22 protein-coding genes are annotated in these 20,302 nt (G+C 70.4%); 10 read left to right on the top strand and 12 right to left on the bottom strand.

Going from position 1 to position 20,302, the window contains the following annotated elements; translation table 11 throughout:
• Positions 1 to 120 precede the first annotated feature (120 nt).
• Positions 121 to 405: a hypothetical protein gene (locus ACFY0D_RS05075; protein WP_390797028.1), complete on the top strand. Its 285-nt coding sequence runs from the start codon at positions 121 to 123 to the stop codon at positions 403 to 405.
• 217 nt (positions 406 to 622) lie between these two features.
• Here ACFY0D_RS05075 and ACFY0D_RS05070 read toward each other — a convergent pair whose 3' ends face one another.
• From ACFY0D_RS05070 to ACFY0D_RS05030, 9 genes are all read right to left on the bottom strand, one after another.
• Positions 623 to 2,101 (bottom strand): CehA/McbA family metallohydrolase, encoded by a 1,479-nt coding sequence (locus ACFY0D_RS05070; protein WP_390797027.1) that lies wholly within the window; start codon positions 2,099 to 2,101, stop codon positions 623 to 625.
• 193 nt (positions 2,102 to 2,294) lie between these two features.
• On the bottom strand, positions 2,295 to 3,281 hold the full coding sequence (locus tag ACFY0D_RS05065; protein ID WP_390797026.1) for a helix-turn-helix domain-containing protein: 987 nt from the start codon (positions 3,279 to 3,281) through the stop codon (positions 2,295 to 2,297).
• Positions 3,282 to 3,823: 542 nt separating this feature from the next.
• A complete protein-coding gene (locus ACFY0D_RS05060) occupies positions 3,824 to 4,096 on the bottom strand; it encodes a hypothetical protein (protein ID WP_390797025.1) in 273 nt (90 codons plus the stop codon).
• Positions 4,097 to 4,225: 129 nt separating this feature from the next.
• A complete protein-coding gene (locus ACFY0D_RS05055) occupies positions 4,226 to 4,822 on the bottom strand; it encodes an NADPH-dependent F420 reductase (protein ID WP_390797024.1) in 597 nt (198 codons plus the stop codon).
• A 42-nt stretch (positions 4,823 to 4,864) separates the two neighbouring features.
• Positions 4,865 to 5,683: an inositol monophosphatase family protein gene (locus ACFY0D_RS05050; protein WP_390797023.1), complete on the bottom strand. Its 819-nt coding sequence runs from the start codon at positions 5,681 to 5,683 to the stop codon at positions 4,865 to 4,867.
• Between the two features lie 324 nt (positions 5,684 to 6,007).
• Positions 6,008 to 7,513 carry a GMC family oxidoreductase gene (locus ACFY0D_RS05045; RefSeq protein ID WP_390797401.1) on the bottom strand — a complete coding sequence of 502 codons (1,506 nt, stop codon included), beginning with the start codon at positions 7,511 to 7,513 and terminating at the stop codon, positions 6,008 to 6,010.
• Positions 7,514 to 7,705: 192 nt separating this feature from the next.
• Positions 7,706 to 8,113 (bottom strand): hypothetical protein, encoded by a 408-nt coding sequence (locus ACFY0D_RS05040; protein WP_390797022.1) that lies wholly within the window; start codon positions 8,111 to 8,113, stop codon positions 7,706 to 7,708.
• A gap of 983 nt (positions 8,114 to 9,096) precedes the next feature.
• Positions 9,097 to 10,065 carry a hypothetical protein gene (locus ACFY0D_RS05035; protein WP_390797021.1) on the bottom strand — a complete coding sequence of 323 codons (969 nt, stop codon included), beginning with the start codon at positions 10,063 to 10,065 and terminating at the stop codon, positions 9,097 to 9,099.
• Positions 10,066 to 10,201: 136 nt separating this feature from the next.
• Positions 10,202 to 11,110 carry a helix-turn-helix domain-containing protein gene (locus ACFY0D_RS05030; RefSeq protein ID WP_390797020.1) on the bottom strand — a complete coding sequence of 303 codons (909 nt, stop codon included), beginning with the start codon at positions 11,108 to 11,110 and terminating at the stop codon, positions 10,202 to 10,204.
• Between the two features lie 138 nt (positions 11,111 to 11,248).
• Here ACFY0D_RS05030 and ACFY0D_RS05025 point away from each other — a divergent pair, with 138 nt between their 5' ends.
• On the top strand, positions 11,249 to 11,758 hold the full coding sequence (locus ACFY0D_RS05025; protein ID WP_390797019.1) for an SRPBCC family protein: 510 nt from the start codon (positions 11,249 to 11,251) through the stop codon (positions 11,756 to 11,758).
• A gap of 520 nt (positions 11,759 to 12,278) precedes the next feature.
• Positions 12,279 to 12,446, top strand: coding sequence for a hypothetical protein (locus ACFY0D_RS05020; RefSeq protein ID WP_390797018.1), 168 nt, complete (start codon positions 12,279 to 12,281; stop codon positions 12,444 to 12,446).
• A 20-nt stretch (positions 12,447 to 12,466) separates the two neighbouring features.
• Here the strand turns inward: ACFY0D_RS05020 and ACFY0D_RS05015 are convergent, their stop codons facing one another.
• Entirely contained in the window at positions 12,467 to 13,426 is a 960-nt protein-coding gene (locus tag ACFY0D_RS05015) for a GlxA family transcriptional regulator (RefSeq protein ID WP_390797017.1), read from the bottom strand.
• Between the two features lie 217 nt (positions 13,427 to 13,643).
• Here ACFY0D_RS05015 and ACFY0D_RS05010 point away from each other — a divergent pair, with 217 nt between their 5' ends.
• The 3 genes from ACFY0D_RS05010 to ACFY0D_RS05000 all read left to right on the top strand — a co-directional run bounded on the left by ACFY0D_RS05010 (position 13,644) and on the right by ACFY0D_RS05000 (position 15,939).
• Positions 13,644 to 14,048 (top strand): heme-binding protein, encoded by a 405-nt coding sequence (locus tag ACFY0D_RS05010; protein ID WP_390797016.1) that lies wholly within the window; start codon positions 13,644 to 13,646, stop codon positions 14,046 to 14,048.
• The gene (locus ACFY0D_RS05005) at positions 14,045 to 14,692 is read left to right on the top strand and encodes an SDR family NAD(P)-dependent oxidoreductase (protein WP_390797015.1); all 648 of its coding nucleotides are present in this window, start codon (positions 14,045 to 14,047) and stop codon (positions 14,690 to 14,692) included. Before ACFY0D_RS05010 ends, ACFY0D_RS05005 begins: the two co-directional genes overlap by 4 nt.
• Positions 14,693 to 14,862: 170 nt before the next feature.
• Positions 14,863 to 15,939: a nuclear transport factor 2 family protein gene (locus ACFY0D_RS05000; protein ID WP_390797014.1), complete on the top strand. Its 1,077-nt coding sequence runs from the start codon at positions 14,863 to 14,865 to the stop codon at positions 15,937 to 15,939.
• 243 nt (positions 15,940 to 16,182) lie between these two features.
• Here the strand turns inward: ACFY0D_RS05000 and ACFY0D_RS04995 are convergent, their stop codons facing one another.
• A complete protein-coding gene (locus tag ACFY0D_RS04995; RefSeq protein WP_390797013.1) occupies positions 16,183 to 16,794 on the bottom strand; it encodes a TetR/AcrR family transcriptional regulator in 612 nt (203 codons plus the stop codon).
• A gap of 165 nt (positions 16,795 to 16,959) precedes the next feature.
• Here ACFY0D_RS04995 and ACFY0D_RS04990 point away from each other — a divergent pair, with 165 nt between their 5' ends.
• The 4 genes from ACFY0D_RS04990 to ACFY0D_RS04975 all read left to right on the top strand — a co-directional run bounded on the left by ACFY0D_RS04990 (position 16,960) and on the right by ACFY0D_RS04975 (position 19,729).
• Complete coding sequence (locus ACFY0D_RS04990; protein ID WP_390797012.1) at positions 16,960 to 17,805, top strand: alpha/beta fold hydrolase; 846 nt, start codon at positions 16,960 to 16,962, stop codon at positions 17,803 to 17,805.
• 170 nt (positions 17,806 to 17,975) lie between these two features.
• Complete coding sequence (locus ACFY0D_RS04985) at positions 17,976 to 18,125, top strand: hypothetical protein (RefSeq protein ID WP_390797011.1); 150 nt, start codon at positions 17,976 to 17,978, stop codon at positions 18,123 to 18,125.
• Positions 18,126 to 18,153: 28 nt separating this feature from the next.
• A complete protein-coding gene (locus ACFY0D_RS04980) occupies positions 18,154 to 19,050 on the top strand; it encodes an MBL fold metallo-hydrolase (RefSeq protein ID WP_390797010.1) in 897 nt (298 codons plus the stop codon).
• 10 nt (positions 19,051 to 19,060) lie between these two features.
• Complete coding sequence (locus tag ACFY0D_RS04975; protein WP_390797009.1) at positions 19,061 to 19,729, top strand: alpha/beta hydrolase; 669 nt, start codon at positions 19,061 to 19,063, stop codon at positions 19,727 to 19,729.
• Positions 19,730 to 19,871: 142 nt separating this feature from the next.
• Here ACFY0D_RS04975 and ACFY0D_RS04970 read toward each other — a convergent pair whose 3' ends face one another.
• A complete protein-coding gene (locus ACFY0D_RS04970; protein WP_390797008.1) occupies positions 19,872 to 20,198 on the bottom strand; it encodes a hypothetical protein in 327 nt (108 codons plus the stop codon).
• Positions 20,199 to 20,302: the final 104 nt, after the last annotated feature.

The following is a 20,302-nucleotide window of genomic DNA, read 5'->3' as shown; positions in this document are numbered from 1 at the left end:
GTCGAAGACGTATGTGGCGGGCCACCACAGTTAGGGGCGTCAATACCCTCGCGACCAACACACGCGAGCCGGCCCGGGCTCTGCTGGGTATCTGACGGCACGGATGGAAGGGCGTCGGATGTGACCGTTGCAGCACGGTTTGACCGCGCCGTAGCCGCCGGTCCCGCACGCGACGGCGAACCGGTCGCCCGGCCGGTGCAGCAGCCGTGCCAGGGCACCGAGTTCCGCGACGCTGCCGTGGACGGCGGTGCGCAGCCGGGGCGCAGCGAGGGATCCGGTAGCTGCTGCGGCGACGACCCGGTCCACCGGCACCAGCCGGACCGTCCCGCCCAGCGTCCCGCCGGCATCGAGGCGCCGGGACCACAGCTGCAGGCCGACCGGGACCACCACCGTGAGCGCGTGTGACGGCGTCCGCCCGGGCCGCCTGTGTGCACGCCTCGGCGGCGGCCTGGGGAGACGGCGCCTCCCCCATGCGGGGGGAGGCGGGTTGGTCCCGGCGGCCGGGTCGTCCGCCGGGCCGTTCCGGCAGAGTTTTCCCAGGCAGTACGCACTGCGCCACACGAGACCTCGCCGGCGCCCCGGCGGGGATGGTGCCGGAGCCGGAGGCGGGCTCCCGCGATCGTCAAAGGCGTAACCAGATCGGGTTGGTGAGGGCGGCCGGCGGCCCGGGGAGGGGCGGCGCCTGGGGTGGATGCCGGACTTCTGCGCGGACGTAGGCGGTGCGGGCGGGTGTCGTGCGCCATTCGAGGGCCGTCGCCGCGGGCACTGTGAGGGCCAGGCCCTGGTCCGTCACCAGCCGCAGCTCGCAGCCCTCCGCGCCGGTCACCGACAGCCGTACGAGGACCTCCGCGCCTGGACCGGCCACGGCCAGCTCCTCCCCGATGCCCGCGTGGGCCCCCCGCGGGGTGACCGCGGTGAAGTCCACGGAGACTGCCGAGGATTCGGCGGCGTAGGCCCGTCCGGCGCGCAGCCCCGCCAGTATCGACTCGCGGGACAGGTCGTCGGCCAGGACGACGGTCTGGGGTCCCCCGATGCGGTCCGGGTCGCGGTGGTAGTCGCTGTGCGCCAGAGCGGGCAGCCGGCGGGCACCGTTCGCCCCGCACAAGGTGGCGTCCCAGGAGGCCAGGGACACCTCGTCGTCAGCCGTCCAGGGGCCGTTCCACACTTCGACGGCGTCGGCCTCCCCGAGGCCGAACTTCCAGGCGCAGCCGATGCAGGTGGCGTGCGGATGGGCGGGCACGACCAGGCCGCCCGCCTGCCGGACGGCGCGGGCGAATCGCGCGAAGCGGCCGTCACGGGCCCGGTAGCGCCAGTCGATGAAGGTGCCCGGGTCCGTGCCCACGGCCAGGACGTGGCCGGTCCGTGTGGTGACCTCCTCACCGGTCAGGACGAGGAGCCCGCTGTCGGCGGCGCCCGCCCAGGCGGTGTGGGAACTGTGGGTGTTGTGCTCGGACGTGTTGACGAAGTCCAGGCCCGCGGCGCGCGCGAGGGCGATGATCTCGGTCGGGGTGCGGCGGCCGTCGGAGTGCACGGAGTGGACGTGGCAGTCCCCGCGATACCACGCCCGGCCCCGGCCCGGGATGCGCTGGGGCGGGTAGGCCACGGGTACGACAGGTGCCGGTGCGCCGTGGACGAACGTGACGGTGATCTCGTAGGGCAGGCCCTGCGGTGCCACGGTGTAGGGGCCGAGGGCTATCTGCCAGCGGCCGCGTTCCAGCGGTCCCGGCAGATAGCCGGGGGTGGCTTCGTCCGCACGGAGGAAGAACTCGCTTCGGGCACCCCCGGACCAGCCTCGGAAGCCGCGGCCGCCGAGCGCGGTGCCCCGCTGGTCGAACAGGCCGATGTCGAGGGCGTTTCCCGGCGTGCCCGGCGGGGTGGGCGGCTTGTCGTAGCGGTAGGAGACGCGCAACTCGCGCACGCCGGAAGGGACGTCCAGCGGCACGTACACGAAGTCCGGTGCGCCGGGCGGGATCGTGCCGCGCAGGGTCGTGGTCGTGGCCGGCGCGGCTCCCCCGCCCGCGCCGACAGCGGGCGAGGGGGCGGCGACGGCGGTGGCCGAAGCGGCTGCCTGTGCCAGTAGTGCTCGTCTACTGAGGGCCATGGAGCCCAGGATCCCGGGGGCAGGTGAATCCGACGTGAACACGTCGACGTCCCGGGCGGAGCAGCCGCGGCGGGGCGGGCCCACAGGCTGGTCGGCATGGGTTCAACTGCTGTACCACCAGGAGACGAAGAACCTTTGTTGCAGCCATTCCCCGAATGCGGCGGCATCCGCTGAACTGCGGCCATACCTCTGGTCACGCGCTATCGGTTGGCCCGCGGCCCGGCGGGTGCCGGTTCGGCGAGAGCGAGGTTGCTCCGGTCGAGCGGGCGTACTCGGTGGGAGTCTGACCGTAGTGCTTCTTGAAGGCTCGGGTGAAGTGGCTGCCGTCCGCGAACTGCCAGTGTGCGGCGAGTTCCGAAATGCTCAGGCGCCCTGACGGCGAGACAAGGGCGAGCCGGGCCTCATGCAGTCGCCGGTGGCGGATGTAGGTGGTCACCTGCTCACCCACCGCGGCGAATGCCCGGTGCAGCGTACGGACGGAGACGTTGAGTTCACGCGCAAGCATCGCCGGGGAAAGTTCGGGATCAGCGAGCCGACGGTCCGCGAGGTCCTTGGCTGCCTGGGTGAGCGCGGGAGCCAACCGGGGTTCCACGTCGTCGAACCGGCCCTTCGCCACCGCCTTGGTCAGCTCGATCAGGGTACCTTCGGCAGCTACCACACCGGCCGGGCCGAGGTCGGCCACGGTGGTGTGAATCATGTCTGCAAGGGCCGTCACCAAGCGCATTTCGGCCGAGTCCGCCGGCCCGGTGATGACCCGGGTCCCGAGCAGGGGTTTCAGCTCGCCGGGGGGCAGGACGAGGAACTTCGCCGTGAGGTGCGCCGTCGTCTCGAAGGCCGTCAGGCGCCCGAGGTGCCGGACGAGGAACTGCCCGGCCGACACGGTCTGGTCGCCATAGCCGGGCGGGCCGCCCAGAGTCCATGCGCCGCGCCGCACGACGTACATGGCCACCAGATCCTGATCGCCGCCCGGGACGTCCGCGGTCCGGGTTGCCGACGCGGCGTGAAGATCGGCGATCGCCGCGCCGTGCACCTTGGCCACGTTGCCCTTGACCCGGAAGTCACCGATCGTGTCCGGGCTGAAGGCCGGCAGTTGGAAGACATCGTCGCCGACCTGCGTCTCCCACCCACGCCGGAAAGCGTCGAGTCCCCGCGGCGCGGAGCCCGGGGCGGTCGAGTCCACTGCGAACACCCCGCGCGCGCCGTCGGTCTCCGCTCCAGTACCGTGCATCCCTCTCCGACCCTCTCGCGTTCATTGCTTCAACGCCGTCCTGTGGTGGTCGTGTCCGCAGGACGCCGCCATGACTCATGTGGACACCGTGCCAATCTTCCTATGGACGGCTCGCATTGCGGCGGTCGAGAGGCAGAGCTGATGCGCCTGATGCGGGGAGATGAGCTGATCGCCTGAGTACGCGCCGCGGTGGCCGGTTCGCTCGGTGCTCGCAACGGCGAGTGACTGGAGCGCAGTTCGCCGTGTGGGCCGATGGCGTCGGCCACGCCCGGGCAGGTGCTGCCTCGGAAGACACCGAGTTCGTAGTGCACAGACCCGGTGTCGACGGAACGGACCGTGAGCGCGACCTCGTAGGTGCCCGGGTAGGTCACCTCACCGAGATACTGGATCGGGTACGACCAGGGCGGCAGATCCGGCACCGAGCCCCCGACAGTCGTCCCGATCGAGTCCAGGTGGCCAGTGCGATGAAGTTGACATGCTGGTTGGAGTCGACGTCACCGAATGCCAGTGTGCACCTGCACGCGGGTACCGACCGGTCCAGCCGGAGCGAGCCGGCTGACCCGTTGACCGACGAGCAGTATCTGGAACGGGTCGAACCCCCCTTCACCGAGGAGGCGTTCGAAGCGGTGCAGCCGCAGCCGGATCCGGGCGTCTTCCAGCCAGCGGGCCATGCCGATCGTGCTTGCCAAGCCGTCTCGGCCGAGATCAGCCTGTCGCACCGGGACGTCGGCCTGGACGCCGGCACTCTGCTTTTCAGGAGAGTTCATGCATGACGACCTCATGCCGACGTCAACTCCGCGACCAGGTCGGACAATGCCTGCCGCGATCGTGTCCCACCGGGAACCCGTCCGTGCCGGTGCCGGCTCCGGTCACCTGCAGCCTGCGCGGCTCGACAGTCAGCGGGCGATCGAGATCGCGAAGGGGGTGAATCCGGTGGACCGGATGACGTGCGGGACGAACAGTATCGCGGCCTCCGTGGCGCGGGCGGTCTGGATCCCGCCGAGATCGGTGATCCAGTCCTTTTGCCAGCCGAGGTCGACAAGCAGTTCACGGACGGTGTGCTTGGCCTGCGGGTCCTCGCCGGAGAGGAAGGCGGTGGGCGGCTGGGTGAGCGTGGCCGGCGCGGTCATCACCGGGAAGAGCATGGTGTTGAGTGTCTTGACGACGTGCGTTTCGGGGAGTGCTTCCTGGAGCTGTTCGGCGAGGCTTGAGCCGGGGTAGACGAGGTCGGCGGGCAGTCCGTCCGGTCCGTCGGTGGTGGCGTTCGAGACGTCGATGAGGATCTTGTCGTGCAGCTCTTCGCGCAGGGCGGCGAGACGTTCCAGGGAGCCGGCGCCCGGGGTGGCGTTGATGACGATCCGGGCCGTCCGGGCAGCGTCGGCGGTGGCGCCCGGCGCGCGGTCCGCGACGGTCACCTCGTGCCCGGCCCGGGTGAGGGCTGTGGCCAGGTTGCCGCCGACGCGGCCGTTTCCGAGAACTGCGATCGTGGTCATGGTGATGTGGTCCTTGCGTGGGTGCGGTTGTGGGGTGCGGGGTCAGCGGGAGAGCGTGGCAACAGCCTCGGCATGGACGCCGGGCGCGGCGGCCAGGAAGCTGTCGCTCTGCGGGGTCCAGGGGCGGCCCTCGGCGTCGGAGATCCGTCCGCCGGCCTCGGTGACGAGCAGCGCGCCCGGCAGCAGGTCCGCTCGGGCGCCGGCGAACTGCCAGAAGGCGTCGATCCGGCCGGCGGCCACGTTCGTCAGGTGCAGGGTCGCGGGTACGGCGGTGCGGACGACGAGCGCGTCGAAGAGCATCGCGGTGATCGAGGAGCCGACGCGCCGTACGACCTTCTCGTCCTCGTCCGGCCGGGCCTGGCTGGTGGCCACGATGCTCAGGCCGAGGTCCGCGGTGCCGGAGACGTGCAGCGGCCGGCCGTCGAGGTGGGCGCCGGCGCCGGTGAGCGCGGTGTAGGTCTCGCCGGTCAACGGCAGGTGGACCACGGTGAGCACCGGCTGGTTCTCCCGTACGAGGGTGGCGGTCACCGCCCACTCCGGCAGCGCGTGCAGGTGGTTGACGTTGCCTTCGGCCGGGTCCACGACCCACCACTCGCCGGGCGGCAGCGCCCCGCCGTCCAGCTCGTCCTCCACCCAACTGGCCTCCGGGCGCAGGCTCGTGAGACGGGGGCGCAGGATGTCGAGGGCCGTGCTGTCGTTGACGGCGAGCGCGTGCATCAGCTCTTCGCGGGTCTCGTAGCGGACCACATCGCCGAAGCGCTCGCGCAGCGCCGCGCCGGCGTCGCGCACGGCGGTCGCGGTGCGGTCGAGCAGGTCGGCGTCGGAGGTGACGACGTCGGTGGTCTGAAGCGTTTCGGACATGGTGGTGCTCCTGTCTGAGGGGGGTGATGAGGCCGGTCGGGGCCGAACTGCGCGTTGCTTCCCGCGCTTTCGTCTCGAAGGTATACAGCCCCACCATTAACTTCAAATGCATGTGAAGAACGGCAAGGATTACTCGCATGCAATTGAATGTGAACGTGCCCGCCGTGTTCGACGCGCTGCTGGAGGAGGAGGGCAGGGTGGCCGGGGCGTCCGCGCGCCTGCACGTCACCGCCCCCGCGATGAGCCGGAGTCCGGGCCGCATTCGGCGCACGGCGGGGGGAGAGAGAAGCGCGTTGTGGAAGCGCCGTGGGCGCGGAAGAAGGTTCAGTCGAGCAGTTCGGCAGCCCGTTCGGCGATGGCGTAGACGGTCGCGTTGGTGTTGGCCGAGGGGATGGACGGCATCACCGAGGCATCGGCGACCCTCAGTCCGGCGATCCCATGTACGCGAAGGTTTGCAGGGTCGACGACGGCATCGGCGTCGGTTCCCATGCGGCAGGTGCCGGTGAAGTGGAAGTAGGGGCCGGTAGCCTTGCGGATGAACTCTTCCACGGATTCGCCGCTCGTCCCGGAGCCCGGCACCGCTTCCTGCTTGCGCCATTCGGCGAACGCGTCGGCCTCCCCGATGCGCCGTGCCACTGCCAGGCCCTTGCGCATGACATCCAGGTCACGGTCGTCGCTCAGGTAGCCGGGGTCGACGACGGGAGCGGTGGCGGGATTGGCGTCCGCCAGGCGCACGGTGCCGCTGCTGTGCGGAGCCATCGCGGAGAAGGCGATGGTGTAGCCGCTGGCCGGCGGCCGGCCCCATGCCGACGGGAGCGGTGCGGCGACGATGTAGACCTGAAGGTCCGGCCGGGCCGCGGCGGGGTCGCTGTACAGCAGGCCCATCATTTCGGCCGGCGGGTTGGCAGGAACGAACGGTACGGGCCGGCTGGCCTCGTACACCACCCCCGCCATCGGATGGTCCTGCAGATGGGATCCCACTCCCGGCAGGTCGGCGACGACGCCGATGCCGTGTTCGCCAAGGTGTCGTGCCGGGCCGATCCCTGACAGCATCAGGAGGTGCGCGGAACCGATGGCCCCCGCGGTCACCATGACCTCGGCGCTCTCGACGGACAGGGGCTCGCCACCAAGGGTGTACTCGACGCCGGTGCAGCGGCCCGCGGTGATGCGCAGCCGCTGCACGGTCGCGTCCGTGACGACGTCCAGGTTCGGCCGGTCGAGGAACGGACGGATGTAGGCGTCGGCCGCGCTCTGGCGGGCGCCGCCGGGCAGATTCATGTCACTCCACCCGAACCCGGTCTCCAGCCCGCCGCCGATGTCATCGGCGCGTGTGAACCCAGCCTGTACCGCGGCGTCGACGCCCGCCGTGGCCAGGGGATGGGGTTCCGGAACCGGGGCGACCACGACCGGCCCGTCCGTGCCCCGCACGGAGGCATCACGACTGCGAGCGCTCTCGCTGCGGCGGAAATAGGGCAGCAGATCGTCGAAACCCCAGCCCGGAGCACCGAGTCCGGGCCATTCGTCGTAACCGGAGCGGTGCCCCCGCAGGTGGTAGAGGCCGTTGACGCTCGACGATCCGCCGAGCGCCTTACCGCGCAGCACGTCAGCGGCCCTGCCCGTACCGGCCTGCACGGTCGAGGCGCCCAGCCACAGGGATGACGGGTCGAACCCCAGGAACCCCCAGGGAGATGCCATCGCCTCGGTCGCGTCCCGGGCTCCCGCCTCCAGCAACAGCACCCGCACGCCGGGGCGTTCCGAAAGCCGGGAGGCGATCACGCACCCCGCTGTCCCCGCTCCCACAACGACATAGTCATAAGGACTCTGGCCCATCATGTCTCCGCTTCCCACGGCAGCACTGTCCGGCCACCGGGTTTCAGGAAAAGAGCTCCTCGACGATCAAAGAGCTGATTGCTTGCATGTACTAAAAGGGGCCGAAAAGTTGGGATGGTTCTCTTCAGGTCGGCCCTGTGCCGCGCTCGGCCGCCTCCGAGCTCGGCGCGCAGAAGGCGTGGAACCGGCCGATCAGCAGCGAGCGGGCTCCAGTGGAACAGGGCTGCCCGGAGGCAGGCCGCGCGCGCTGCTGGTGCTGACGGACACCGAGGTGGCCCGCCGGCAAACGATCACCTTGATCCGACGGGCCCGTGCGCGCCCGGTCCGGCCATCGCCGATCACCCTGTTGGGGATGCCCATGTCGGCGCCGGTACCTGCTACGACGGCCATGCGGCTGGACTTCTCTTGTTTCACGAGCTTCTTGTCCTTGGTGTGTACCCGTCCCAGAACAGCCCGGGTTTCCCTTCTGCCGTCGAATCTTAGGAATACCGACACGGCACGCACTTGTACCTCCGCGACGTTCGTTCGGAACCTCAGCGCCATACGAGTGGCGAGACAGTCGGCGTCACACAGCCCCGTGATCCGCGGGAGTGTGGTCACGGAGCGACTCCAGGAACGGGTCGGTCTGTTCGTCCCGGCCGACGATCGGGACTTCGTTGAGCACTGGTGTGTGCAGAGCCCGGCCTTGTCCGTCGCGTCAGCTGACAGCGAAGCCCGTTGCGAATCCAGCAGGAACATCGCAGCGGCCGGTCCTTCGTGAACCCCCGCCCACCCACTGATCCGACGTCAGCGCCCAAGGCCGACCCCTGTTGAGTGCGTGCGCGGCGACAGGTCTGACGGCCGAGGTCAAGGGCCGCGCTCACCTGCGGGTGACGTTCTCCGTGATCAGGCCGAGCAGGCATCCGGCAGTGGCGTCCCGCTCCGGAGTTGGATCCGCTGGCCGTGGGCACCGGCCGCGGGAGCGGCGCTTCCACTTCTACCGGGGCAGCGAAGCGATCGCCCGCGCATGCATGCCAGCGCCGACTCCCGAGGCTCGGCCCGGGCGAACCGGTGCACGAACCGCCCATGCAACCAGCCGCGGGGCCGGTTACGGTAGGGAGCAAATGGCTTGCGCCTGCGCTCCCTTGTACACATTGGTGGTGGTCCTGACCCAGACCCCCAACCGCTGAGAGTGGGGAAGGACGACTGCACGACGACTCCGCCATCGGTGGCCGTGTTGAATCCCCCACCGGTCGCCGCCGTGGGGACCGGACACTCCCCCTCGATCCGTGGGAGCTCTCCGGGGCGTACGTTGCGGTCCGCGATGTACCGGGTGAACGGTGCTTTCGCCGCAGCGTCGGCGCCGCCTTGCGCCAAGCCGACCCCCGCCCCGACCACGAGTGCGGCCACGACTGCTTTGGCGAAGATCGCCGGCACAGGGCCTAGGGCCTGTCTTTCGGATCAGGCCGGATCAGCCCGCGGCGTCTGGTGCCGTGCATCGCAAGGCCGAGGAGGGAGTCCATGCGGAGCATCGACGACCGACGAGAACGCAGCGAGGTGCGGTGCCAGACGCCGCGGGCCCGGCATGATCCGAAAGACAGGCCCTAGTCGTTCAGGTGGGCCAGGAGGAGGTTGGGGTCCTTCGCCGTGACGTACGCGGCGCTCAGGACGTAGGCGGTGTCGCCTCGCAGGGCGATGGAGGTGGGATTCTGCAGGCCGTCGGCGGCGGTCAGGACGGTGGAATGGGTGCCGTCGGGCTGGACGAGGGCGACCTCTCCGGGGCCGTTGAGGGCGGCCAGGATCTGGTCGCCGTGGCCGGTGAAGGCGAAGTCGTCGATCCCGGCCAGGCCGGTGGCCCGGGTCTGGACCGGGCCGGCGCGACCGTCCCGCAGGACGGGTATGCGCAGGACGGTGCCCCGGTCGAGGTTGGTGACCCACAGCGCCCCGTCGCGGATCTTCAGCCCGTTGGCGCCGAGGAATCCGGTGGAGGACAGTTCGGGGGCGGTGGACCAGGTGCGTGGGGTGCCGCCGGTGGTGGGCACGCTCGTGATGGTGCCGAGGACGGAGTCGGTGACGTAGAGGGTCCGGGTGCGCGGGTCCAGGGCCAGGCCGTTGGGCAGGCCGGCCGCGGGCAGCGCGGCGATGCGCTGCGGTACGCCGCCGGGGCGCAGGCGCCACAGGCCGGTCAGGTCGGCGGTGCCGGTGGCGTACAGGAAGTACAGGGTGCCGTCGTGCGCGCGGACGATGCCGGTGGTCAGGGCGAATGCCAGGACCGGGGTGTGGATGCCACCGTCGGCGGGCGCGGGCAGGGTGGCCAGGATCCGGGTGGATCCCCCGGGTGTGATGCGGGCGATCTGGCGGGCGGCGGCGAAGGTGACGTACGCGCTGCCGTCGGGAGCCAGGGCGATGTTCTCGGGCGTCTGGTGCCGGCCCAGGTCGAAGTGCGCGGCGATGCGCGCGCAGCTCAGCGGGGCGGAGACGGCCGACGCGACGCCGGGGGTGGCCGCGACGACCGATGCCGCGGTCAGCACGACGGCTGCCGCGGCGGTCTTGGACAACGTGTTCCTGAACATGGTTCCTTCACTGTTTTCGGGCATGCGGCAGCGGTACGCCGGCGCGCGGAATTTGGGTTGAGGGGTTGGGGTTGGGGTTGGGGTTGGCTTGGGGGCTCGCGGATGGCCGCCCCGGCGTCCGGTGGTGTGTGCCGGGTCAACCGGAACCGGAACCGGCCCGGACTCCCGGTCGCACCGGGTCGTGCTGCGAACCGACCTGGGCGAGCAGGGCGAGCGTGGTGCGCGCGGGCGAGTCGGCTTCGGTGGTGGCGACCACGATGCTCTGCCCCTGGTCCTCGCTCGGGCCCGGACTCAGGGTCTGCTGGGTGACGGTCAGCGGGCCGACCAGCGGATGCCGCATCTCGTAGGTCGCGACGGCGCACGCCGTGACGCGGTGGTCGGCCCACATCGAGGCGAAGTCGGCACTCCTCGCGCTCAGTTCGCCCACCAGTGAGTGGAGCGCGGTGTCGTCCGGGTGCCGGCCCGCCACCAGGCGCAGATTCCCCACCACCGCCCTGGCCTTGGCCTGCCAGTCGGCGTACAGGTCACGGGTGTGCGCGTCGAGGAACACCAGCCGGGCCATGTTGGGCCGCTCAGCCGGCCGGTCCGGGGCGTCCGGGTCCAGGTGCCCGGCGAACAGCGCATGGCCCAGCCGGTTCCACGCCAGGACGTCACCGCGGCGGCCGGTCACGATCGCCGGGACGTGGACCAGTGCCTCCAGCAGCTGGCCGGTCGCCTGGGTCACCCGCTCCGGGGCGGGCCGGCGGACTCGGCCAGGGCCCGTGGCCGACGACCGGGCCAGGTCGTGCAGGTGCAGGCGCTCGGCCTCCTCCAGCCGCAGGGCCCGGGCGATCGCGTCCAGCACCTGCGGTGAGGCGTTCAGGGACTGCCCCTGTTCCAGCCGGGTGTAGTAGGAGACGCTGACACCCGCCAGCGACGCCAGCTCCTCGCGCCGCAGACCCGGCACCCGGCGCCGCTCCCCGTAGCCGGGTATCCCGAGATCCTCCGGTCTCAGCTGGGAGCGCCGCGTCTGCAGGAACTCCCCGAGCCGCACTTTTCCGTTCATGCATCCGAGTATGGGCCGGGCCAGACCGCACAGCCTGACCCTGACGTGGATAGGCACCAGCAGGTCTGGCTCCCCGGCGGGACCGGTGATGACGTGGGCGTCACCGACATGACACCGCCACCCGTCCAGGAGGACGCCTTGACCACCACCACCAGCGAACACGACCTCTTCGAGGTCCTGGACGCATCGGATTTCGCCTTCACCCGGCGCGCCTGGGTCGATGCCGCGCCCGCCCGGGTCTACGACCTGGTCAGTGACGTGTCCGCCATCGGGCGCTGGAGCCCCAACGCGAGCGACGTCACGTTCGACCAGGACGCGGGGCCCCGGGTCGGGGCCTGGTTCAGCGGCCGCAACCACAAGGACGGCAGGCAGTGGACCACCCGCTCCCAGGTCGTACGGGCCGACCCCGGGGCCGCCTTCGCCTTCGTGGTCGGCGGCGCCAAGGCCGGCATCGTGCAATGGAGCTGGACCTGCCACCCCCGGGGACGGGGAACCGTCGTCGAGCAGTCCTGGCAACTCCTGCGCCTCGACCCTGTGCTCGGCACGACCCGCAGCGATCTCGACGCCCTGCGCGACTACATGTCGAACAGCGCCGAAACCACCCTGCTCTCGCTCGCCCAGTGGATCGCCGAAACACCGACCGGGTGAACACCCCCCGCAGGTCGGTACACCGGCCTTGGGGAACATCGGTACAGGGTATTGGTGTGATCGAACATGGGCCCCGGGCCGTGTGTGAGAACTGGCGTCCGTGTCTCGCGTTGTGCCGTGATGGGGTGGCGCGAACTTTGGCTCCCCGGCCGGCCGGGTGGTTACTCTCCCCAAGGAGATGAGGCGGCCGCCAACTCCATCCGTGTCACACCGTCGGTCTGACGTTCGCGCACAGATTCGCGCAGAAGTTCGCCGCCAATGGAGTAGCGAGGTGCCGCGGCGTCTGACCGAGCAGCTCGTTCCACGATGGCGTCGACCAGCGAACGCACCATGTCGAGACGGGCGTAGGCGGCGTGGATCTCCTCCTGCCATGCAGAAGCCAGATCTGCATGGCGCCAAAGTCCCTCGGCACACCTTCGCGAGTGATTTAACTCAGCAGCCCTCGGCGCTCGGCAGTGCCAGGGGAGGTAGGCAGAGCGATAGCCTCCCGGACGCGGTCGATGTCCGTTGCGGGAATGCCATGTTCCTGCAGCAGGGCTGCTGCCAGGTCGGCGCCCTCCACCTCGAAGCGGGCTTCGCCCTTCGCGAGCTTTCCGGTACCCGGATCGTGCAGGACGGTTGCGGCGAACAGTCAGGAACGGGATCCGTGACGATGGTCCGTGAAGGCGGGCGTGTGGACAGTGGTTGACGACAGCGGTCGGTCGGAAATCAGGCCTTGCTCAGCGGGGTCGCGTTGAACGTCTCGCGGTACGTGCGGGGCGGTACTCCGACGTGGGCTTTGAACAGGGTCCGGAAGTTGGCCGACGTACCCAGGCCGCAGCGCCGTGCGACCGCTTCCACCGTCAGGTCGCTCGATTCCAGGAGTTCCCGTGCGCGGCCGAGCCTCGCGTCAAGCAGCCAACGCATGGGCGGTCGGCCCGTGTCGGCGTGAAAGCGGCGGATGAGGGTGCGCCGCGACATCCCGGCCTGGTGCGCCAGCTGGTCGACGGTGAGCGGCTGGTGCAGGTTGCGTAGCGCCCACTCGTACACCGGCGCCGGTCCGTCAGCCGGGTCGGGGGGCATCGGCAGGTCCATGAACTGGGCCTGACCGCCCGTGCGGTGCGGGGCGGCGACCAGCAGACGTGCTCGCTGGTTTGCCAGTCGGGTGCCGTGATCGCGGCGGATGAGGTGCAGGCACAGGTCGAGGCCGGCGGTGACGCCGCCTGAGGTCAGCACGTGGCCCTCGTCGATGTACAGAGCCTCCGACTGCACTGTCACCTGTGGGTACTGCTTCGCCAGTGTTGCTGCGTACTGCCAGTGTGTGGTGGCCCGTCGGCCGTCGAGCAGGCCGGCGGCGGCAAGGGCGAACGCGCCCAGGCAGATGGACACCATGCGGCTGCCCCGAGCTGCCGCTTCCGCGAGCGCGGCGCTGACCGCGTCGGAGGGTGCCTCGGGCTCCAAGTACCCCGGGACTATCACGGTGTCCGCTGTGGCCAGGGTGTCCAGTCCACGGGCGACCGCCAACGCGGGTCCGCCGTGCATCGCGACGAGCCCGGGCTGTTCCGTGCACACCGTCAGCGTGTAGGGCCCATCCGGCCAGCTCCCGAAGACCTGCAACGGGATCCCGATGTCAAGTGCGAGGACGTTCTCCAGAGCCACCACGACCACGCGGTGCTGTCCGTCGGACATCTCACCTCCCATCCCGATGGCACGATCCTATCGCTACATGGCATGGGTGCCAATGACTCCTTCACCCGGATCACGCCTACCGTCGCCTCATGACGGACAAAATCGTCGCCTGCCGCTGCCAGGCACCGTCCTGCCCTGGTGCACGGCAGAGGGCGGGTTCGTGCGATCCCGAGAGGCGCAACACGGCCTCGCACCGGCACCGACAGGGGAAAGCGCCATGAGTATCACGCTGGATGCGGCCCTGGCCGTGATCGAGAAGGCCCGCACCCACGCGGTGGTGATCGGCGTCGCGATGAACATCGCGGTCGTCGACGGCGGCGGACACCTGGTCGCGTTCGCCCGCATGGACGGATCGATCCTCGGCTCGATCGAGATCGCTCTGGCCAAAGCGAAGACCTCGGTCCTGTTCAACGGCCCGAGCGAGAACCTGTGGGAGTTCTGCAGGCCCGGCGGCCCGGCTCCCGCAACCGAGTACACCAACGGCGGCCTGATCCCCTACGCGGGCGGCCTCCCCCTGCACGACGACAGCGGCACTCCGATCGGGGCCATCGGCGTCTCGGTCGGCATGCCCGTCGAGGACGGCGAGGTCGCCCGCATCGCGCTCGGAAGGGAAGCACGATGAAGAAGATCCTGATCACCGGCGCTGGCACCGGCCTGGGACGCTGCACCCACCGTCATCGGCCTGGCCCGGGCCGGACACCAGGTCATCGCCACCACGGAGATCTGGTCGCAGGTGACCGAACTGCGGGGGCACATCGAGGAGCTCGGCCTTCAGGACCGCGCCACAGTCGACAAGCTCGACGTCCTGGACGCCCTCGACATCGCGGCTGTCTCCGGCTGGGACTTCGACACCTTCGTCAGCAATGCCGCGATCGGTCACTGCGGGCCGCTGGCGGAGGCCTGGGGCCCTACTGCGTGGCCAAGCACGCGCTCGAGGCGATCGCGGCGACCCTGCGCGACGAGCTCGCGCCGACCGGCATCACCGTTCAGACCGTCAATCCCGGGGCGTACTTGACCGGGTTCAACGACCGCATCGCGGACACGGATTTCCGCTGGCTGGACGACGCGGTCAACTTCAACCGGACCGAGGACGTGCGGGCCCGTTTCGCGGACATCCTGGCCGACCAGTTCGAGCCGCAAGACATGATCGACAGGATGGTCGAGATCATCGGTGCCGAGCAGGGAAAGTACCGGAACGTCTGGCCCCCGGCGACCGAGGAGCTCATCAGGGAAGTCCAGGAAGCAGCCTGGACCCGCGAGGTGTGATCCGGCGACACCACCCGGCGCAGGCCACGCCCGTCACGCCGGCACCGTCGACCTGCGAGCCGTCGATCGACATGCCGAACAAGCGGCCGCGCAGATCTGCTGAACGCCACCCGACTGCAGCACGCACCACACCGCTTCAAGTCGCACATTCCGAACGAAAGGGCCACACCATGACCACTGACGCACCCCTGCCCGTCTTCGAGCAGCTCCGCCTCCCCGACACAGACCTCACCCGGGACGCCTACACCTACGTGGCCAGGGCAACGCCGGACTTCGTCTTCCATCACAGCGTGCGCAGCTACGTCTTCGCCCGAGCCCACGCCCGGAACCAGGGCTTGAACGCCAGTACCGACTACGACGACGAACTGCTGTTCCTCAGCTGCGTCCTGCACGACATCGGAGTGAGCCAGGAGGGCAACGGCGACCAGCGCTTCGAAGTCGACGGCGCCGACACCGCGGCAGCCTTCCTCCGCGAACGCGGCGTCGAGGAACGGCGCATCGCCATCGCCTGGGACGCCATCGCCCTGCACACCTCGGACGGCATCGCCGGGCGGAAGGGCACAGAGGTGGCACTGGCACAGGCCGGGATCGGCACCGACATCCTCGGCATCCGGCGTGAGGACCTGCCGCCCGGCCTCGCCGACGAGGTGCACTCCCTGCTCCCCCGCATGGACCTGGCCTACGCGCTCAGCGACGCAATCGTCACCCAGGCCCTGGCCAAGCCCCACAAGGCGTCCCCGATGACCTTCCCGGGCGCCCTGCTCCGCCACCATCTGCCCTATGGCGCCCATCCCGACTGGTACGAACTGCTCGCCGCGGCAGGCTGGGGCGACCGGCCCGTCGGCGCCGCGGCCCGGCGCCGCGCCGAGACGCCCGAGCAGGTGGGGGCCATGTTCACGGAATACCTGGAGGCGGGCGACATCGAGGGCCTGGTGTCGCTGTACGAGCCGAACGCCCACTTCGTCCCCACCCCTGGAACCCACCTGGTAGGCACCGCGCCCATCCGGAAGGGCCTGCAAGAGCTGATCGACACGGGCGCCCGCCTCAAGCTCGAACTCCGCGATATCCGACAGGTGGACGACATCGCCCTGGTGTCGAACACCGCCACCCTCACCGGTGTCGGCCCCGAGCCGGTCGTCTCCACGACCACGGAGATCCTCCGGCGCCGGCCGGACGGCGGCTGGGCCCACGTGGTGGACGACCCCTTCTTCGGCCAGAGCACGGCTATCGGATCGGCTGGTCAATAGATCTCGGTCTTCCTGACCTTTCCGGCTCGGGGACGCGCCGGCTTGCCGACCGAGCGCGCTCGACGCCACCGCTGCCCGCAGCCGTCGGCCCGCAGCAACACTTCGGGCACCGCCGTCCCGGTGGTGATGCCATGTCAGCCCAGCGCGCGGTCGAGGTTGAAGGCGGCGCTGATCACCGAGAGGCGGGAGAAGGGTGGGGGGAAGTCGCCCTGGAAGGTGCCCAGCTGTTCTCCGGTCGGGCCTTCACCCTTCGGGCGCGGCGCCCAGTGCAAGCTCCAACAGCGCCTTCGCGGCCCCTCGGGCATCCGTGAACACCTGCGCGTCGTTGCAGGAGGCGGCGAGCGCGTTGGCGCCTTCGAAGAGCACGGCGAGTTGCCTGCCGAGTGCCTCCGGGTCGGCGGCTCCGGCCTCCGCTGCCGTGGCCACGAGGCGGTCACGGAACGCCTGCTTGTGTCGCTGCGCGAGGCGGGTGACCTCCGGGAGTTCTCCGGCGCCCTCGACGACGGCGTTGTGGAAAGGGCATCCGCGGATCAGGGCGGGCGGATCCCCCTCGTCGGGGGTGAAGATCGCCAGAAGCCGCTGAGCCGGGGGCAGGTCTTCGCGCTCCAGCTCCGCTTCGGCAGCGATCGACTTCTCCGACTCGAACCGGCGGAGATACTCCTCCACCAGCGCGTTCTTGGTCGGGAAGTGCACATAGAAGGTGCGGGGCGAGACGTGCGCGGCCTTGATGAGCGCCGCCACGCCGGTGGCGTGGATGCCGCGTGCGTAGAAGAGCTCCTCCGCCGCCCGCAGGATGCGTTCACGCGCACCGCGCCCGCCGCGGGCCGCCCCGCTGATTGATGTCGTTGCCCCCATACCACAAGTATAGCGAACGCTTTACATCCGACCCCGGGCGGCGTAGCGTCGACAGTATGTAAAGCGACCGCTATACCTTGGTGGGGTTCAGTGGCCCACGGCCATCTCCTGCCCGCCCGAGCGTCGATCGCGACCCCTGCTGGGCGGGCCTGAAGGGAAACTCCCATGACACGGTCCTACGCCCGGGCGCCCATCACGACGGTGTCCGCCGCCAACGGCATCGAGTACGCGTACCGCGAGGTCGGCGAAGGCGGTGTGCCGCTGGTGCTGCTCATGCACTTCCGGGGCAACCTCGACAACTGGGATCCGGCCTTGGTCGACTCCCTGGCCCGGAGCCGGCGCGTCATCGCCTTCGACAACACCGGCGTCGGCCGCTCCAGCGGCAGCACGCCCAGCACGATCGCGCAGATGGCGTTGGACGCCATCGCCTTCACCGAGGCCCTGGAACTGGCCCGGGTCGACCTCCTCGGCTTCTCCCTGGGCTCGTTCGTGGCCCAGGAGATCGCACTGATCCGGCCCGGGCTCGCACGGCGCGTGGTACTCGCCTCCGCAGCGCCGCAAGGCGCGCCCGGTATGCACGGGTGGGCGACATGGGTCATCGACGCGGTGGGCGAGCCGGAGATCGACCCCGGACGGGTGCTCGACGTCTTCTACACCCGCTCCCCGGAGAGCCGGTCGGCCGGGGAGCAGGCCATGGGGCGGATGTTCACCCGGGAGGAGCTGGACGCGCCCACGACGTGGCAGACGCGCCAGGCGCAGTACGACGCGGTCTGCGCCTGGGGCATCCCCGGCTTCTCGCTGCTGGAGCGGGTGACCGCGATCCAGGCACCGGTGTTCGTCGCCAACGGCGACAGCGACCCGATGATCCTCCCCCGCTACTCCCACCTGCTCGCCGGTCTGATCGCGCAGGCACGGCTCAAGATCTACCCCGACTCGGCCCACGGGTTCCTGTTCCAGCACCACGCCGAGTTCGCCGCCGACGTCGAAGGCTTCCTCACCGATCCGCGGTAGCCGGATCGACCAGTGGACCGAAGACTTCATCGCCCGGACCCCGACTCGGCGACCTGCGCAGAGGGAGAAGGAGCAGTGACGGATCTGCTCGATGAAACCACCGTTCGGCGCCCCGACCGGCGCAGCGGCGTCACGCCGGAACGCGTGCCCATCGAGACCACCACGGGGACGTGCTCGAAGAACCGGAACGACCACGGGACTCGTTCGCCGGGATCGCCGTCCCCACCGAGCACCGCATCCTCCCCCGCACGCCCCAAGGCCAGGCGCCGGCCGAACCGCTGCTCGTCAGCATCGACCTCAGCGACATCTCCTTCGCCTGATCACGCCTCATCAGAAGGGTCAGCACCCATGGACACGCAAACCCTCGGCTACGCCGTACACGTCTGCGACCCGGTCCCCATCAGCGTGACCGAACCCCTGCCCAACGGCGAAGCGCGCACCTTCCAGCCGATCTCGACCACCCTCGTCCACGGCGCGCGGGACGCCGTCCTCGTCGACCCGCCGTTCACCGCGGGCCAGATCGAGGAGGTCGCCGCATGGGTGGCCGCCAGCGGGAAGAACATCACCGCCGTCATCGCCACCCACGGCCACGGCGACCACTGGTTCGGCGCCAACGCATTCGCCGAGCGGTTCGACGCGCCCGTCGTGGCCACCGCCGGCACCATCGCCGTCATGCACGGCAACGTGGAGGCCCGCCCGTTCGCCTGGGACAAGCTCTGGCCCGGGCAGATCCCCGACGCCCCGGTGACCGCCGCCACCGTCCCCGACAACACCCTCACCCTCGAAGGGCACGACCTGCACCTCGTCGAGGTCGGCCACACCGACACCGAGCAGACCAGCGTCCTGCACGTCCCCCACCTCGGCCTTGTCGTCGCCGGCGACGCGCTCTACAACGGCGCCCACATGTACATCGGCGAGTCGGCCGGAGGCGGTCTGGACGCCTGGCGGGGCGCCATCAGCACCATCGAGGCCCTCGCACCCCGGCACATCGTCGCCGGCCACAAGAACAAAGACCTCGACGACGCCGCCACCCGCGTCATCGCCGAGACCCGCCGGTACCTCGACGACGCCGAGAGAGCGTTGAAGGAGTGCTCCTCCGCGACCGAGTTCTTCCACACGATGATCGACCGCCACCCCGGCCTCCCCTACGGCAGGACCCTCCTGTGGGTCGGCGCGAAGACGCTCTACGCCTTGCGCGAGCCGGGGGCCGACCCCGTCGCCGCGTCCGTGGGCGCCTGGTTCTAGGAGGAGTCACGTGCACCCCGCGACGACACATCTGATCGTCCTGCCGGGCGGGGGCTACGCCGTGCACGCCCCCCACGAGGCGGAGCCGATCGTTGCGTGGCTCTCCGCGATGGGCCTGTCGGCGAGCGTCTTCCGCTACCCGCTCCACGTCCGGCATCCCGAACCCCTCCTGGCCCTGCGGGCTGAGATCCGCCGCAGGCGCGAACAGGGAGCGGAGCGCATCGGCGTGATCGGCTTCTCGGCCGGCGGGCATCTCGCGGGCCTGGCCGCACTCGCACCCGGCGACGATCCACGCGAGTCCGTCCAGTTCGCCGTCCTCGGCTACGCGATCACGTCCATGGAGACCGAGACCTACCGACCCGCACGGTTGATCCTGCTCGGAGAGGACGCCTCACCGCACCTGCGCCGCCAGACGACCCTCGACGCGCTGGTGACCGAGGCGTCTCCGCCCTTCTTCCTCTGGCACACCGCCGAGGACATCTACGTACCGCCGGAACACACCTACCGGTTGGCCTCGGCACTCGCGGCGCACGAGGTACCGCACACCGTGCACGTCTTCGCCCACGGCCCGCACAGTCTCGGTCTCGCCGAGGGCGCCGGCGATGCCGCCACCTGGCCGAAGCTCGCGCGATCCTGGCTCGCCGAGCAGGCGCGTACGACGCACCGGGACACATCCTGAGCAGATCCCCCACGCCACCGGCTTCGTTCACGAGACCTCGTGAACAAGGCCGTGCCTGGGACCGGCGGGGCGCCGCGGTGTCCCGGGCACGACGTGCGGAGTGCGGAGTGCGTCGAGCAGGCTCGGCCGACTGTGGTCGGGTTCAGCTGCGGGCTGCCTGCCGGATCAGGTCGGCGACGGCGTCTGACTGCGAGACGTAGACCGGGTGACGGGCGGCTGCCTCTACGGTCTGCGCACCGATCCGCCCGGACATGGTGCTAGGCCGGGGCGGGACCATGCGGCCGTCGGTGGCGATCAGGTACCAGGACCGCTTGGTCCGCCAGGCCGGCTGGGACACCGCGCCGCCCGGCGCTTCCCCGCCCCAGGGGACCTGCGAGGCGGCCATGAACTCGGCCTGGGCCCGGGGCAGGTCGCCGGCGAAGGTCACCGGTCCCTGCATCCCGTCGATCACCTGATGGGTCGCGGCCACGTCGCCTCGGCGCCGGAAGTCGCCATCAGGGTGCACTCTGCTGCCGGCCCGTGCGTCCGGCCGGGCCGGGAACCGGGCGTGGCCTAGCGTGGGGCCGAAGACGA

This window comes from Streptomyces sp. NPDC001502, assembly GCF_042894785.1.
GTDB classification, from domain to species: domain Bacteria; phylum Actinomycetota; class Actinomycetes; order Streptomycetales; family Streptomycetaceae; genus Streptomyces; species Streptomyces kutzneri.
The sequence above is the reverse complement of the archived record's forward strand: the minus strand, read 5'-3'. Positions and strand labels throughout refer to the sequence as shown.

Bases quoted from the DNA above. Each gene is read 5' to 3' on its own strand.
- ACFY0D_RS05070 (WP_390797027.1), bottom strand. From the start codon at position 2,101: ATGGCCCTCAGTAGACGAGCACTACTGGCACAGGCAGCCGCTTCGGCC.
- ACFY0D_RS05060 (WP_390797025.1), bottom strand. From the start codon at position 4,096: ATGAACTCTCCTGAAAAGCAGAGTGCCGGCGTCCAGGCCGACGTCCCG.
- ACFY0D_RS05055 (WP_390797024.1), bottom strand. From the start codon at position 4,822: ATGACCACGATCGCAGTTCTCGGAAACGGCCGCGTCGGCGGCAACCTG.
- ACFY0D_RS05050 (WP_390797023.1), bottom strand. From the start codon at position 5,683: ATGTCCGAAACGCTTCAGACCACCGACGTCGTCACCTCCGACGCCGAC.
- ACFY0D_RS05045 (WP_390797401.1), bottom strand. From the start codon at position 7,513: ATGGGCCAGAGTCCTTATGACTATGTCGTTGTGGGAGCGGGGACAGCG.
- ACFY0D_RS05035 (WP_390797021.1), bottom strand. From the start codon at position 10,065: ATGTTCAGGAACACGTTGTCCAAGACCGCCGCGGCAGCCGTCGTGCTG.
- ACFY0D_RS05030 (WP_390797020.1), bottom strand. From the start codon at position 11,110: ATGAACGGAAAAGTGCGGCTCGGGGAGTTCCTGCAGACGCGGCGCTCC.
- ACFY0D_RS05020 (WP_390797018.1), top strand. From the start codon at position 12,279: ATGTTCCTGCAGCAGGGCTGCTGCCAGGTCGGCGCCCTCCACCTCGAA.
- ACFY0D_RS05015 (WP_390797017.1), bottom strand. From the start codon at position 13,426: ATGTCCGACGGACAGCACCGCGTGGTCGTGGTGGCTCTGGAGAACGTC.
- ACFY0D_RS05010 (WP_390797016.1), top strand. From the start codon at position 13,644: ATGAGTATCACGCTGGATGCGGCCCTGGCCGTGATCGAGAAGGCCCGC.
- ACFY0D_RS05005 (WP_390797015.1), top strand. From the start codon at position 14,045: ATGAAGAAGATCCTGATCACCGGCGCTGGCACCGGCCTGGGACGCTGC.
- ACFY0D_RS05000 (WP_390797014.1), top strand. From the start codon at position 14,863: ATGACCACTGACGCACCCCTGCCCGTCTTCGAGCAGCTCCGCCTCCCC.
- ACFY0D_RS04995 (WP_390797013.1), bottom strand. From the start codon at position 16,794: ATGGGGGCAACGACATCAATCAGCGGGGCGGCCCGCGGCGGGCGCGGT.
- ACFY0D_RS04990 (WP_390797012.1), top strand. From the start codon at position 16,960: ATGACACGGTCCTACGCCCGGGCGCCCATCACGACGGTGTCCGCCGCC.
- ACFY0D_RS04980 (WP_390797010.1), top strand. From the start codon at position 18,154: ATGGACACGCAAACCCTCGGCTACGCCGTACACGTCTGCGACCCGGTC.